The organism is Scytonema hofmannii PCC 7110, from assembly GCF_000346485.2.
Classification (GTDB): Bacteria; Cyanobacteriota; Cyanobacteriia; order Cyanobacteriales; family Nostocaceae; genus Scytonema; species Scytonema hofmannii.
The window spans coordinates 1,750,439-1,764,507 of sequence record NZ_KQ976354.1 but is presented as its reverse complement, the minus strand read 5'-3'; the positions used below and the strand labels follow the sequence as shown (position 1 = coordinate 1,764,507).

Annotated in this window: 17 protein-coding genes; 11 read left to right on the top strand and 6 right to left on the bottom strand. The window is 42.4% G+C overall.

What is annotated here, in order from left to right:
- Positions 1 to 40: 40 nt before the first annotated feature.
- The 4 genes from WA1_RS07515 (at position 41) to WA1_RS59515 (ending at position 2,940) form a co-directional block, all read left to right on the top strand.
- Entirely contained in the window at positions 41 to 1,132 is a 1,092-nt protein-coding gene (locus WA1_RS07515) for a hypothetical protein (protein ID WP_017749390.1), read from the top strand.
- The gene (locus WA1_RS07510; protein WP_017749391.1) at positions 1,129 to 2,412 is read left to right on the top strand and encodes an O-antigen ligase family protein; all 1,284 of its coding nucleotides are present in this window, start codon (positions 1,129 to 1,131) and stop codon (positions 2,410 to 2,412) included. The genes WA1_RS07515 and WA1_RS07510 overlap by 4 nt, the downstream gene beginning before the upstream one ends.
- Complete coding sequence (locus WA1_RS58045) at positions 2,393 to 2,563, top strand: hypothetical protein (protein WP_169886871.1); 171 nt, start codon at positions 2,393 to 2,395, stop codon at positions 2,561 to 2,563. Before WA1_RS07510 ends, WA1_RS58045 begins: the two co-directional genes overlap by 20 nt.
- Before the next feature lie 251 nt (positions 2,564 to 2,814).
- On the top strand, positions 2,815 to 2,940 hold the full coding sequence (locus tag WA1_RS59515; protein ID WP_017749393.1) for a hypothetical protein: 126 nt from the start codon (positions 2,815 to 2,817) through the stop codon (positions 2,938 to 2,940).
- On the opposite strand, the gene WA1_RS07505 is transcribed toward WA1_RS59515, so the two are convergent.
- Positions 2,937 to 3,500 (bottom strand): Uma2 family endonuclease, encoded by a 564-nt coding sequence (locus WA1_RS07505; RefSeq protein WP_026135307.1) that lies wholly within the window; start codon positions 3,498 to 3,500, stop codon positions 2,937 to 2,939. The two genes, WA1_RS59515 and WA1_RS07505, sit on opposite strands and share 4 nt — an antisense overlap.
- Before the next feature lie 49 nt (positions 3,501 to 3,549).
- Here WA1_RS07505 and WA1_RS56740 point away from each other — a divergent pair, with 49 nt between their 5' ends.
- Positions 3,550 to 3,705 carry a hypothetical protein gene (locus tag WA1_RS56740; protein WP_017749395.1) on the top strand — a complete coding sequence of 52 codons (156 nt, stop codon included), beginning with the start codon at positions 3,550 to 3,552 and terminating at the stop codon, positions 3,703 to 3,705.
- Here the strand turns inward: WA1_RS56740 and WA1_RS59510 are convergent.
- Together WA1_RS59510 and WA1_RS59505 are read right to left on the bottom strand one after the other, a co-directional pair.
- Positions 3,641 to 3,871, bottom strand: a complete 231-nt coding sequence (locus WA1_RS59510) for a Uma2 family endonuclease (protein WP_272819416.1) — start codon at positions 3,869 to 3,871, stop codon at positions 3,641 to 3,643. The genes WA1_RS56740 and WA1_RS59510 overlap by 65 nt on opposite strands.
- 70 nt (positions 3,872 to 3,941) lie before the next feature.
- Positions 3,942 to 4,106: a winged helix-turn-helix transcriptional regulator gene (locus WA1_RS59505; RefSeq protein WP_017749397.1), complete on the bottom strand. Its 165-nt coding sequence runs from the start codon at positions 4,104 to 4,106 to the stop codon at positions 3,942 to 3,944.
- Positions 4,107 to 4,300: 194 nt separating this feature from the next.
- Here WA1_RS59505 and WA1_RS07495 point away from each other — a divergent pair, with 194 nt between their 5' ends.
- From WA1_RS07495 to WA1_RS07485, 3 genes are read left to right on the top strand one after another with little or no spacing between them, the layout of a single operon-like run.
- A complete protein-coding gene (locus tag WA1_RS07495) occupies positions 4,301 to 4,633 on the top strand; it encodes a hypothetical protein (protein WP_017749398.1) in 333 nt (110 codons plus the stop codon).
- A gap of 8 nt (positions 4,634 to 4,641) precedes the next feature.
- Positions 4,642 to 4,959, top strand: a complete 318-nt coding sequence (locus WA1_RS07490; protein ID WP_017749399.1) for a PIN domain-containing protein — start codon at positions 4,642 to 4,644, stop codon at positions 4,957 to 4,959.
- Between the two features lie 15 nt (positions 4,960 to 4,974).
- Entirely contained in the window at positions 4,975 to 5,430 is a 456-nt protein-coding gene (locus WA1_RS07485) for a restriction endonuclease (protein WP_017749400.1), read from the top strand.
- Positions 5,431 to 5,577: 147 nt separating this feature from the next.
- On the opposite strand, the gene WA1_RS07480 is transcribed toward WA1_RS07485, so the two are convergent.
- The gene (locus tag WA1_RS07480) at positions 5,578 to 7,404 is read right to left on the bottom strand and encodes a choice-of-anchor I family protein (protein ID WP_017749401.1); all 1,827 of its coding nucleotides are present in this window, start codon (positions 7,402 to 7,404) and stop codon (positions 5,578 to 5,580) included.
- A gap of 315 nt (positions 7,405 to 7,719) precedes the next feature.
- Here WA1_RS07480 and WA1_RS07475 point away from each other — a divergent pair, with 315 nt between their 5' ends.
- Entirely contained in the window at positions 7,720 to 8,298 is a 579-nt protein-coding gene (locus tag WA1_RS07475; RefSeq protein ID WP_017749402.1) for a TMEM175 family protein, read from the top strand.
- Positions 8,299 to 8,417: 119 nt separating this feature from the next.
- On the opposite strand, the gene WA1_RS07470 is transcribed toward WA1_RS07475, so the two are convergent.
- The gene (locus WA1_RS07470) at positions 8,418 to 9,875 is read right to left on the bottom strand and encodes an aminotransferase-like domain-containing protein (protein WP_017749403.1); all 1,458 of its coding nucleotides are present in this window, start codon (positions 9,873 to 9,875) and stop codon (positions 8,418 to 8,420) included.
- A 214-nt stretch (positions 9,876 to 10,089) separates the two neighbouring features.
- Here WA1_RS07470 and WA1_RS07465 point away from each other — a divergent pair, with 214 nt between their 5' ends.
- Together WA1_RS07465 and selD are read left to right on the top strand one after the other, a co-directional pair.
- Positions 10,090 to 10,320 (top strand): hypothetical protein, encoded by a 231-nt coding sequence (locus WA1_RS07465; RefSeq protein WP_017749404.1) that lies wholly within the window; start codon positions 10,090 to 10,092, stop codon positions 10,318 to 10,320.
- Positions 10,321 to 10,481: 161 nt separating this feature from the next.
- Positions 10,482 to 11,531 (top strand): selenide, water dikinase SelD, encoded by a 1,050-nt coding sequence (gene selD / locus WA1_RS07460; protein WP_017749405.1) that lies wholly within the window; start codon positions 10,482 to 10,484, stop codon positions 11,529 to 11,531.
- A gap of 68 nt (positions 11,532 to 11,599) precedes the next feature.
- Here the strand turns inward: selD and WA1_RS59500 are convergent, their stop codons facing one another.
- On the bottom strand, positions 11,600 to 13,741 hold the full coding sequence (locus WA1_RS59500) for an ATP-binding protein (protein ID WP_017749406.1): 2,142 nt from the start codon (positions 13,739 to 13,741) through the stop codon (positions 11,600 to 11,602).
- Positions 13,742 to 14,069 lie beyond the last annotated feature (328 nt).

The window sequence follows — 14,069 nt, the reverse complement described above, 5'->3', positions numbered from 1 at the left end:
TCTCACATTGAGAGCTAAAACATATAAGGAGCCACTGAAAATGTTACTGCGACAATATTCTTTAGTTTTTTTTGCATCCACATTAATGATTGCATTAACAGATGGAACGGGTGTAGCGTTTACCATTACACCCTCAAATCCTTCTGATGTTGAGTTTTATAGAGAACAGTCTTTTGCTCAAGTAAGTCCCAGTCAAGATGCCACAACGGTAATAGATAAGAGTTTATGGTATGGACTTCTTCCACGAGGTGGGACGTTTTCGTTTAATACAACACTTCGTCTCTGGTCTCTTACGTCTGAACTAGGCTTTTTTGGATGGAACTTTCAGCCTGCAAAAAACGATTTAAAAGGTAGTTTTGAGATTGTCACTTATCAGGCTTGCAATCTTGGAGATGCGTGTGGTGGAGCTAGTACGCCCATAAGTGACATTCCTACAGGTATTTACCGTGGAGTTGGCTCTCTTTTTCACTTAAAGTACAATCCAGAGCCTAACGATCCCCAACCAGGACAGGGCAAACTCCACTGGATTCAGGTGGTGCAAGCTAACTACGGCAAAGCTAATCCTGGCGTGCCTATCATATCTGGTATTCCTTTTGTCGATAATAGTGGAAGAAAAAGCACTCCTTATTATGACTATTCAGGCTACCGTTTTGCAGGCGAAGACTTTTTTATGGATCGACCATATGCTGGTGGTATTAGCAATGCTCGTAGAAACACTTACTTCAATGCACAACTCTACTTAGTTCAAGAAACTACGCCTCCAGGAAGCAATAAAAGGACTGTTACAATTTACAATGGAATCAGGTGGGGGTGGAAAAATACAGTTCGTCGTCGTTCGTGCCCAAATACAAGTGTTGATAGCGAATGTCCACTGCCACCTCCCCCACCACCACCTTCTTGTAACCCCAGTAGCGGTGGCGGTGGATGCAGTTACAGAGTTGTTGATAACGAGAATGAAGACCAAAAGTTGTCACTTTTCGACAGCAGCAATTTGGACGTGGCAAATATCAGCTATGACGATTCTGAATCTCCGATCTCTGTCCCTGAATCCACATCTGCACTGGGGCTGCTGGCAATTGCAGCATGGGGTGTAGTCAAAGCCATGAAAATTCGTAAAGACAAGCAGTCGTGAACCACCTTTACACTTTGCTGTTTTCCTTCAGCATCATTCTGATAAATCCGTGGGGTACGATGCGAGGGGAAATTTGGACTCAACCAAAAGTACTCGTCATCCTTCTCACGTGCATATTCAACTTCTTAATCCTATGGGAAGAAAGGTTTCAACTCAAGATTCCCCGAACTTGGAAATTCAGCAAACTCTTGTGGGAGATATTTCTCGGTGTTGGACTCATCTCAACTCTTACGAGTCCCTTCCCTTTACGATCGCTACTCGGTCAAGAACAGATGGGTGATGGGTTGCTCTACTGGGTACTGATTGCCATCTTCACCCTCAGCAATACTCTACTACTCAGACTGCATCCAGAACTAGGGCGATCGCAACTCCAAGGGCTAATCATTGGTGGCGTCGTCCTTGCCATCAGTATTTTCCCCCAAGCCATTAACTGGAAAATCGACTACACTGCCACATCAGGACAACTTCTCAAGGAGAATATCTTAGCCAGTAGCATTTTCCAAAACCAACAGCCAATCGGTTTGTACTCTCATAGGGGTCATGCGTCATTTGTCCTATCAGTAACGGCAGTCATGACACTTGTGGGTTGGCAGTGGCAGTGGATAAGCACTCGGTGTGCTGCTATAGCCAGTGTCCTCATTATCCCTGCCCTACTGCTGACCCAAACTCGGGCAGGATTATTAGCCTTGATGGTAGCAACTGCTTATCTTTTAGGACGATCGCATTACAAGCTATTAGTCCCATCGGTACTGGCATGTCTGGTGGTAGTTGGCATCACCACGACTACCAGACATCTTGACAAACTACCAGTTATCAAACAAATCACATCCGACCGAGTTCACCTATGGGAGGTATCACAGCATGGTATCAATAAGCGTCCCTTACTCGGATGGGGTATGGATGGTTTTGGTGTCGCTTACCCGGAGGTACAGTACCGCAAAAAGCTAGTAAAAGTAACTCGTTTGGGAGACTTTACCTTCGAGTACCAAGACAAGGACGGACAACTCATGACAGCACCACTACCTACAGTGAAAGCACACAATCTGATTTTAGATACAAATCTATCTGTAGGCTTACTGGGAATGCTACCCTATCTTGCCCTGTTAGGATTTTGTCTGTGGCAGATCGTTAAATCGCCCTATCGTGGCATAGAGGCAGTAGCAATTGCCTACCTCGCCTTCACCTTCACTTGGTTCGAGTGCGCTCAGTTCACCCATCTGGTTTGGTGGTCGCTCAGTTTCAAAGGAATGTCTCTCCCTCGTGAAAAAATCGTACCTTAAGTACCTCAATCGCGCCACAATTGTTTGCTTGCTGAGCCTGCTCTTTGGCAACACGCAGTCAATTTCTCAGTCACAATGGACACCACAGATGTCAGATGAGTTTCAGCAACGGTCTAGGGATGCGATCGCCAAACTTTCAGGGAGTAATTAACAGCCTTTGAGAACGAAAAGAAGTTCTATCCCAAAGCAATGATTGACTTTCTAGCAGGAAACTCTGAAAAAGCGATTGCCTTCCTCCAAGCTGAAGATGCTCCTATCTCCCAGCAATTCCTAACTGTCATGCTTAGGGATAAACTTTAGATGAAGCTCGTGCTGAGCTTGTTTTTGTTTTTGACACGATCGAGGAAGAATACGAAGAACAAGGGCGTTCTCTACCCAATGATGTCGGTCTAGTAATTGCCAATGCCAGATAAAGCCAGCGAATTACAACGAGTTGCTCGGAAACTAGGGCTGTCTTCCGTTCAGTATCGGGCTTATCGCATCATTCATGCAAATATTGCAAGATTGATTTCAATTTTTGTATATTAAAGTGATGGTGCTAAGATTTTTTGAGCAGTTACATTAAGTTGCGGGAGCGTCAGCGATACAATTGTTTGCTCGCCAGTAAATACTGTTTGCTTGTAAGCCGAACCAGCTAGTAAACAGACTGTTACTTTGTCTTCTAATGGATCGACAATCCAATATTCATTAACACCAAAGGTTGCGTACTCTAATTTTTTAGTATTGTAATCCCGGTCAATAGATTCAGGAGAGACAACTTCAACAATGAGTGGGGGTGCAGTTTTCAGAACAGCCGATTTATTTTCAATGGAAATAGCTTGTTGTTGAGTCATGACTAATACATCAGGACGCCTAATTTGTGAATTAGTCATGACCTCGACACCATTGGAACGCGGTTCTAATGTTAATCCCAAACGTTCCTTTTCCAAAAAGAAGCGAACGACGAGAAAAGTGATAATTGCTTCATGTTTACCAGTACCAGGAGGCATTTCTATTAATACCCCGTTTTCCAGTTCGTAACGCTTGTCTGTACCGTCATCGTAGGTTAGATACTCCTCAACCGTCATTTTTACAGGTGTTTGGGACACGGATGCCTCCTAATATAGTTGGTGGGTGCCTTTAAGAGGGGATGTCCCTATGATAAATAAACCATCGAGCTGGTACAAAGTGCAATCGTTTAAAAACTTTACGATCGCAAAAATCCGAAATTTTAGGGGAGTAAATCAACTCAAGGACGTTGAGATCGCAAAAATTGCTCAAATGCCTGAACAGCATCATACTGGTCAGGTATAGCGATATATGGCAGTAATATATTTGGGTCTAAATCTGGGAAGAAACTGCTACGCTCGACGGACTCATATTCCCCAGAGGAATTTAAACGAAATATTCTAATGGTGTCAGATTTCCAGAACCAAACTTCTCTTACTTGCTTGGGTTTGTATAATTGTCTTCTGTCAATAGTGCCACTGGTAACAATAATTTCAATAACAATGTCAGAAACTTCTTTTTTTGTGCCAATGCTGTAAGATTCATGGCTGTGTACCAGAGGTATAACCCGGTGCTTGTAAGGTATGTTTATATAAAGGAGCCAGGGCTTTGGTTAGTTCTTTTCCTCGTTCGGTAAGACCATAGGTAACTTGTGGGGGAATAGTTGGCTCATAGTGGCGATAGAGAATCCCCATTGATTCCAACATCCTTAGTCTTTCCGTCAAAACTTTTGTTGAAAATTCCCAACCATTGAAGAATTTGCAAGGGCGATTGTTAATACCTGTGTAAATTTCAGTCTCAGCAGTGGTGCGACTGTGTTTGTTGGAAGCACTCAGGTGACCAATCCCTTGGAATCTGTAAATTGTTAGATTAGAGTAAAATTTAGAGAAAAGAGGTAATTATGTCTGAGCATAATTTAGGTAGTAACTATAGCCAACAATCAATAGATTCGCTAGTACTTGAAATTGAAAAAATTCCTAAAGAATACTGGACAAACTTACTTCAGATAATTCGTCTATATGGTGAGAGTCTGGCTAAAAAGCCAGCATCATCAGATGCTTGGGCTAAAGCTATGGATGAAATAAAAAACCCCGATCCAGTACTGAAAGCGGCACGACAGAAAGCTTTAAGCGAACTGCTGAGAAAATGGCAAGAAGAAGGAGACGAACAGGAACAAACCGAAACGGCAGAATTCCTCCGTAAAGCACTAGAAGAAGATCCTGTATCAATATAAACCATTCCATGAGCAGAATAGTATTGCTAGATTCTGGTCTTTTAGGAATGGTGACAACTCCTAAAGCTATATCTCCTGTATATCAGGAGTGCAAACTTTGGTTTAATTCTCTTGACTCGAGAGGATACATAGTAATGTTGCCTGAAATTGCTGACTACGAAGTTAGACGCGAATTGCTCCGGGTTAACAAAGTAGCTGGTATCCGACGACTTGACGAACTCAAAGTTACTCTTGCATATCTTCCCATAACAACACAAGTGATGCTTTTAGCAGCTGAGTTATGGGCAGAGGCGCGACGATATGACCAATTAACTAAAAATAAATAGAAAAAGAAAAAAATAATGGATTACTTAGAAATTGATGCCTTAGTGCAGGGAATCGTATACTGCGAGCCAGCTGTTAAACAAGATCTTGGGCGTCGGTTTGCTGCTTATCTTGGATTAAAGCCAGGTAAAGCAGGAGCAGATGGAGGAATAGATGGAGAAGGAGAAATTAACGGGCAAAGGGTTTATTTTCAATCGAAATTGTCTAAAAATTTGCTAGATGCTTCATTAGTAGCAGAGTTTTGGAGGTACTTGACAAAATATGAAGCTGATATTGGTGTGATGTTAGCAGGCGCTGGCTACACATCTGGTTTTCAATCACGGTTGGAACAATTCCCAAATATCGATAAATTGAAAATTCACTTATTGACTTTAGAAGATATTTTTGCAGAAACTCCCAAGTTTGAACAAGCTGTAATAGATTTACCTCCATTACAAGATTTAAGTAGCGGTAAATGGGCAAGCCTCAGGTAAAGTTAAGCTGCTATTAGAGGACATATAGAGTTATACACGCGATGTCGGATTGAGCAATAATGGTATCAGTGCTTGTGGAATGGATGCTGTTGTTACAATAAGTGGCACGATCGCACCTAGAAGAAAATACGATCGCACCACCGTTACCTAAGTAAGTGGGATTTCGTTATAAATTCCACTTGCGATCGCCAACTCGCTCTCAGAACCAATGCCTGTATTTAACTGTAATGGATTGGGATATAACTGCCCAAAAGAAAAACGATCCACTGAAGGTGAAACACCATCTTGGTTCACAACATACCCTGTGTGACATGGGAAAACAGAGTTTGAGAAAACTGCTTGTGAATGCAGAGGATCAATTTCAAAGATAGTTGTAGAACCACTCACCTCATTTGCTACGACTAACAAAGGCTTCCCATTAGGGCTGTTGTTAGCAGAGACAAAAGCTAATCCTTCTGGTCCCAAATCACCAGCTGCTATGACTTGTTCTGTCGTTGGATCGGGATCTCCATCTTCATCAACGTCAAACTGAACGCTGAAGTCACGGGTGTTGATGTACTGTACAAAGCTGGGACTGGTTGGCTTGGAGATGTCGTAAACCATAACACCACCAATCCGCTCTAAACCTATGAAAGCGTAAGTATTATCCCCTACAACTCCTGTAACAACTCCCTCTGGTTCCGGTCCTTTGTCATCACTGCGGTTATCAAAGGTGTCATTGCTAGTATTATTAGAGTTAAACTCTTCGGGAAAGAGTTGCGCTGTGATGCGCTCAAATTCATCTCCACTGTCGTAAACAAGTTTTCCCTGAGTATCCCAAATGGAGAAAGACCGACCTCCAAAGCTGTAAAGCTCATCATAATCGCCATCGCCATCAGTATCTCCCAAAGTACTGGTAACGTACAAGCGTCCCAAAGCTTTATCTTCTTGTAGGGCTTTTGCGTTGGGGAAGGCTGTTGGGTCAAGTTTGAGGTCTTTTACCCGCTTTTGTTCGCTAAAACCATCATAATCACGCGCATCTCCTTCATTGGCAGTGATGAGATAGGTCTGACCGTGAATTTCAAATGAGGTTATACCATCAGGTTGATACATACCATTGATCGGCCAGTTGCGGATGTTAATAGCTCCATCGCGATCGCTAGCATCAAGAGCGTTGTTCACACTAACCAGTCCCAAGCCAATGGGGACATCTGTAACAGGTAAGCTAGCTTCATCAAAAAAGAAGGTTTGGAGCGAGGAAAAAGTATTATGGTCTTTAAAGCCAAGAGGCACAATGTCAGTGACAGCACCACTTTCTACATCTACAACGGCTATGGCATTATTTTCTTGCAGCGTAACCCAAGCCGTTGTGGAATCTGGAGAAATAGCAATATATTCTGGCTCTAAATCTTGAGCCACTGAAGCATTAGGTCCGAAGATGCGAACACCTGCACTTCTCAACTCATGGACTTTGCTGTTGAATGCTTGAAAGTCAGCCGTTGTCACATTATCTTGAGTGAGATTTTCGACTCCACAAGAAATATCGATAATACTGACAGAACCTTCTGGGTCAACAGTGTAGTCATCATTAGGTTCGCCTTCATTAGCAACCAACACCTTTTTACCGTCAGGAGTAAAAGTCAACATATCAGGTAAAGCCCCGACAGTGACGGCATTCAAAAAGTTACCATTAACATCTACAAAAACGGCTTTTCCAGGTTCTTGCGTATTGTCGCTCTCAATAGCAATTGCGACAATACCATTCTTTACAGCAACACTATTAGCAGAGCCACCAAAAGCCTTCGCATCAATTGAAAAGAGTTTAGTCGGATTGCTCGGATTGCTCAAATCCAAGACATCCACTGTGACACTATCAGCATTAACCACAAAAAGGCGTTGCGAACTGGGATCGTAAGCTGGAATCTCAGCAGCTCCTTCGTCAAAAATCCCCGTAGCATACGTACCAATTGGTGTGAGTTTGATTGGAGTTGTCATTGAATTCCCTTGTTTTATGGAATATTGAACTTTTTGTTAGCAAGCGCAAACCAAATCTACTGGCTGAGGCTCTGCTCTTCTAGTAAAAATAGTGTATAAAAAATAGCTTTTACAAAATTAAATAAAAATTAATGTTTTTTTAAAAGTCAAGTATAAAGTAGTGCCTAGTAGCAGGTAGCGCGATCGCACCTCGTCAATCCCATCCCATCGCACCCTACAAACTACGTACCCAAATTTCCAAAAGAGATCAAACTGCTTATTCCAAGCAGTGACATAATTTATTGTAAAGTTAGCTGAAAAAGAGGGGGTACATCAATGGGGAAAGGGAGATTAGAAGCATTCAGCGATGGAGTGATTGCTATTATCATCACCATTATGGTGCTGGAATTGAAGATTCCGCACGGAGAAAGTTGGGCAGCGTTGCGTCCTCTGATTCCAATATTTCTGAGCTACGTGCTGAGTTTTATTTATCTCGGCATCTATTGGAACAATCACCACCATCTGTTACAGGCAGTCCGTCACGTTAATGGTCGTATTCTATGGGCTAACCTACATTTGCTGTTCTGGTTATCGCTCATTCCTTTTGTCACTGGATGGATGGGCGAAAACCATTTTGCTGCCTTGCCTGTTGCTCTTTATGGAGTTGTCTTACTGCTTGCTGCCGTCGCCTACTTCGTCCTGACCCGATCTCTTATTGCTCACCACGGAAAAGATTCTGCTCTAGCCACTGCAGTCGGTGAAGACTTTAAGGGAAAAGTATCAGTAGTACTCTATGCACTAGCAATTCTACTTTCCTTTGTCAACTCTTGGTTGGCTTGTGGGTTGTACGTTCTGGTTGCGGTCTTGTGGCTCATTCCAGACCGTCGTATTGAGAAGACTCTGAGCGCTAATTGAACTAGGCAAAGCTGTGTAAACATACTGTGCGATCGGGTGAGTGCTGCTGTTATACTTCCGAAAGCGTCAACCCAAAGCATTCAATTTAACTATCCTTTGGTTTTAGAGATGCCCTTAAATCAACTGGCAATTTTTGCACAAAGATATTTCTTCAATAATTTACCCAAAACAGAGATACCTTGCTCAATTTCTTCTGGAGAAGGAGTAAAAGTTAACCGCATAGCTGGATACCCTTTCCTATCTGGAAAAAACACCGAATGACAGGGAACTAGGACGTTTTGAGATAAAGCTTCAATGCGTATTGTTTGAATGGGAGTATGTTCTGGCAATTGTACCCAGAGAAATAACCCTCCCTTGGGTACTGTCCACCTGGCTTCTTGGGGAAAATAACGCTCTAATGCTGCTAGCATAGCATCGCGAGTGTGGAGGTTTTCTGTCCGCAGTCGATTGAGGTGACGGCGGAGATGTCCTGAAGCCAAATATTCGCTAACAATTGCTTGAGAAATAGTGGACGTATGAAGGTCATGAAGTAACTTTCGTTCCAGAATATTATGAAAATGCTTGCCTGTCACAACCATGTAACCGACTCTTAATCCAGGCATTAAAGTTTTAGAAAATGTTCCTAAATATATAACTAAATCCTGTTTATCAAAAGCTTTGATTGGTGCAGGAGCCGATTCAAAAGTCAATCCTTCATAAGCGTTATCTTCTAAAATTGGACACTCATATTTCTCTGCTAACGCTAGCAATTCTTGTCGGTGTGCTTGTGTTGTTGTAATTCCTGTGGGATTGTGCAGAGCACTAATTGTATATATGAGTTTTGGACGATGGCTCTTGAGATATTTCTCCAGTAAATCTAAATTCATTCCTTGAGCAGTCATGGGAATACCGATGATTTTAGCTCCCAAGTTTTCCAAACTCGCAAGAGCGCCAAAATAAGTGGGAGTTTCTACAATTACCCAATCTCCTGGCTGTAAATAATAGTGCAACGCTAATGATAGCCCTTGCTCTGAACCATTGGTAACGATTAAATCTTCTGCTGTCACCTCCATTCCTTGCTGTATTAGCATCTGAGCAATTTGCCTGCGAAGGGTAAGCTGTCCTTGAGGCAAGTCATATTTGAATAAGCCATCAGGAGTTTGTCTTAATGCTCGTCTTGCAATTAAATCTATATCTTTTGGTGGATGAGGAAAACCACAACCAAAGTTAACTATTCCTGGCTGCGCCTGGGCTTCTACTGTAGCCGTATACATATCAAAAAAACTGCTTCTGCCCTGCTCTGGAATGATGACATTTTGCACGGGCGCAAATGTTGATTTTAAGTTGGCAGAGGAACGATTGACACAATTCACAAAGTACCCCGAACCCTGACGGGCGGAAATAATTCCATCTGCCTCTAAAACGTTATAAGCCTCAATAATCGTGAGTTTATTGACTTGCAAACTTTCCGCTAGCGAGCGGATGGAAGGAAGACGATCGCCTGGTTGAAGTACACCAGATTTGATCAGACGACTGATGCGATCGCGTATTTGCAAATAAATGGGTTTAGCTGATTCCCGTTCCAACCAAATCTTCATAATGGTGCATTGTTGAAAGACTACAACATTACTATTACTTGTAATATAAGTGATTTTTTCTTTCTCGTTCTAGTACAGTTTCATCAATTTTTACTAGAACAGTTCTACATCTTGACAACTGTTCTAGTCCAAATCGGTAAAACTGTACCTTCTCTACTAAAAATTCCCGCGAGAAAGTAGAAGTAATGGTTCTTACTTCTCTCAGGGTATAGATATGAAAAGTATTAATTTTTCTAAACAAATATTGCCAGCGATCGAGAAAACTTGGCAACAAATAGTAACGTGGCTGGTTCGAGCTACTGAATTACAAGTCTGGCAGGAGTTAGACCGCAAAGGACAAGTTTTTTCTTGGCATGCTTATGACCCAGTAACAGGACGTTCGGCTTGTTTTGGTTCTGAAGAAGAAATGCGGATGTGGATTGAGCAGTGCTATTACAGGTCTTAATATGATTTGAGATGACCAGTGCGATAAGTAAAATTTGCGATCGCATTTCAATCCATCGTGAGAGAAAGAAACCCGGTATCTGGAAGATACCGGGTTTCTCAAGCTAAGTTAGCATTATATTAATAAGTGGTTCAACCTAAAAAAACATAAAGTGTTTAGTTATGATTCGCCTCACTCAGTACTCTCATGGTGGTGGCTGTGGCTGCAAGATTGCTCCTGCCCAATTGCAGGAAATCTTACGCCAAGTTCCCTTAAATCAAGGGTTGGAGCAACTGCTAGTAGGGACTCAAACGAGTGATGATGCAGCAGTTTATCAACTAAATGATAACCAAGCCCTAGTATTGACAACAGATTTTTTCATGCCCATTGTTGATGAGCCAGTAGATTTTGGACGAATTGCAGCGACAAACGCTTTGTCTGATGTCTACGCCATGGGTGGAAAGCCAATTTTAGCCTTAGCAGTGTTAGGCATGCCAATCAACACTCTACCGATGGAAGCAATTCGAGGTATTATGTTGGGTGGGGCAGCTGTTTGTCAGGAAGCGGGGATTCCTCTTGCAGGCGGGCATTCTATTGATTCCCCGGAACCAATTTTCGGTTTGGTTGCTGCTGGATTAGTTCATCCAATGTCTGTGCGACGAAATGCAACTGCAAAACCAAAAGACAAGCTCATTTTGACGAAGCCTTTGGGGATTGGAGTCATGACGACAGCGCTGAAAAAAGGTCAATTGACACCAGATGCTTACGAATCAGTTCTCAAGGTAATGACACAGTTAAATAAAGTGGGAGCAACTTTAGCAACTCATCCTGATGTTCACGCCATGACTGATATTACGGGATTTGGGCTGCTGGGTCATTTACTAGAGATTTGCCGAGGTAGTGAAATAGGAGCAAAAATCTCATTTTCTCAGATTCCAATTTTACCAGAAGCTAAAGCTTTAGCATCGCAAGGTATTTTTCCAGGTGCTGCACAACGCAACTGGGACAGCTATCAGTCTGAAATTAAGCAAGTGGGGTTAAGTGATTCCTTGGCTCAATGGGAAACTTTACTGCTAGCAGATCCTCAAACTAGTGGCGGTTTGTTGCTTTCTGTAGCACCAGAAAGCGCTCCTGGTATTTTAGAACAACTCGTAGCTGAGGGATATGGGTTTTCTGCGGTTATTGGTGAATGTACAGCAGGAGAGGTAGGAATCGAAGTCAGTCACCAGTGACCAGTGACCAGTGACCAGTGACCAGTGACTAGAGCGCCAGTCTAGTACCTTTTCGCTGATAAATTCTCTCACGGATGGTTATGACCGGGCTGATGAACTGGAATTTCTATGACAAACTCAGTTCCCTGTCTTAGTGCAGAATGAAAGTACAGCTTGCCATTGTGATTGCCCACTACAATTTGATAACTAATGGATAAGCCTAAGCCAGTTCCTTTGCCGACTGGTTTGGTGGTAAAGAAGGGGTCAAATAACTTCGCTTGTACTTTTTCATCCATTCCTGAGCCGTTATCAATAATGTGAATTGAGATGGTATTGTCTGCCAAGACTTGCGTAACAATACAAATTGCGGGATTGGTTTTTTGTTGTAATTTGTGATTAATTGAAGGTTGTTGGTTGAATGTTGACGCTTCTAATGCATCGATCGCATTTAACAAAAGATTCATGAAAACCTGATTCAGCTGGCCTGGGTAACACTCAACCAGGGGTAACTGACCGTAATCTTTAATGACTTCGATTCCATCCAAGTTTGGTTGTGCTTTAAGGCGGTTTTGCAGGATAAGCAGCGTACTTTCGATCCCCTCATGCACGTCTACTGCTTTAAACTCAGCTTCATCCAAACGTGAGAAGTTGCGTAGCGATTGTACGATTCTCTGGATGCGTTCTGTTCCTACTTTCATGGAACTGAGCAGTTTGGGAAAGTCTTGTTTGAGAAATTCCAAGTCAATGGCTTTCACTGCAGTTTGGATTGTTGCTGTCGAATAGGGATATTGTTGTTGGTAAAGGTCGATTAATTGCAGTAAATCGTGAGTGTAGCTGTTAACATGAGTCAGATTGCCGTAAATAAAGTTGACTGGATTATTAATTTCGTGAGCAACACCTGCGACTAGCTGTCCTAAGCTTGACATTTTTTCAGTTTGGATTAATTGAGACTGAGTTTGTTGCAAATCCTGAAGGACTTGAGATAATTCGGCTGTTCGATGTTGAACTCGAACTTCCAGTTCTTCATTGCTTTTCTCCAATAGCATAAAAGACTCATGCAGTTGACTAGCCATGCTGGTAAAAGAAGTTGCCAAGTGACCCAATTCGTTAGGTAGCTTAGTATTTAGATCGATCTCAAAATTTCCTTCCGAAACCCGATCAGTGGCAATAAGTAGTTTATTTAAGGGAATTGTAACTTGCTTGTACAGGACAGAAAACAACAACAAGATTTCCAGTAGCAGGGCAATTAATCCTACATTGAGAACAAAACGGGCGTTACTAGCTGCAATTTCTGTTAACAGCGATTTGGGGTAGACAGTCACAAAATACCAATTAGGACCATCCAGTCTGGTTACAGCCAGATATTCATTGTCATTGGAATTATCAATCACCAGTGTCTGCGATCGCAGAGTTTTGACCGCATGAAAAATCCGCTGCAAATGTGCGTCACCTGACTCCAGGATGTTGAACTGTCCCAGCTTTTTCTGAATCTGAGGCATATAATCGGGATGAACAATCAAACGCCCATCGCTGCGAAAAATCAGGTTATACGTTCCATGTAGATGCTCGTTGACGGTGCGTTCCATTAACTCATTGAGAATAATATCATGCCCGATGGTGGCAATGTGATTGCCAAGGCGATCGTCTACTGGTGTTTCGACAGAAACCATCCAAAGTTTTGGCACAGTATCAAAATAAAGACCTGTCCATACGGTTTCTCTGACAGTATTGTGTTTTTTGTCAGAAACGTAAAAATACTCCTCATTGGGCATGAATATATCCGCCTTCGCCTCTATTCCCCAAGGCACAGTCGGCCAGTAATTGGCCACAAAGTTTTCGGGTCCCATAATATAGGTATCGACAAAACGATTCCTCCAGGCTGGCCCATAACTTTTTGTCAATTCATAAAAAACCAGCATCCGGCGACGAATGTCCGCCGTGTTCGGGACTTGTTTTCCGATGAAGACAGAGGGATACTGCTCGCTATCGAACTGTTTGACAGGCTGGTTCTCTAGAAAGTTACGTCTTGTACCATCAGACCATAAGTAGAATAACTGGTTAAATCGATCGCGTGGGTCTTGATTCCCCAAGTTTTCTAGTCGTTTTAATAATGCTTGTTTCAGTATTTTATGATTATCTTCTGCTAGTTTAAACAGGCTTTCTTCTCGCTTGCCTCGTTCCAGAACATACTTTTGTAGTTGTTCGCGGGTTTGGGATTGCAGTGTTGACATCAAATGGAAGTAGCTGAGGCCCGCCGAGACAATCACGACAGCTAAAATTCTTAGCCCCATACTGAGGAGTATGTCACGAGTCAGTGAGTGGCAGAACAGCTCTTTGACCAATTGACTTTTAAACCTTACCATCATCCGTAACCCAACCTGTTAATGTTTAGGGTTCCCAAATATCAAAGAATATGCCCAAGCACACACACTCCAAAAACAAGTATATTAACATACAAGGTTAAAAATCGAACAATCTTTACAATCCGTAGAAAATGTCATATCAGCAATTGATATCATGTCCAGATAATCGCTTACGATAAAAGAAGGGAGTAAAAAG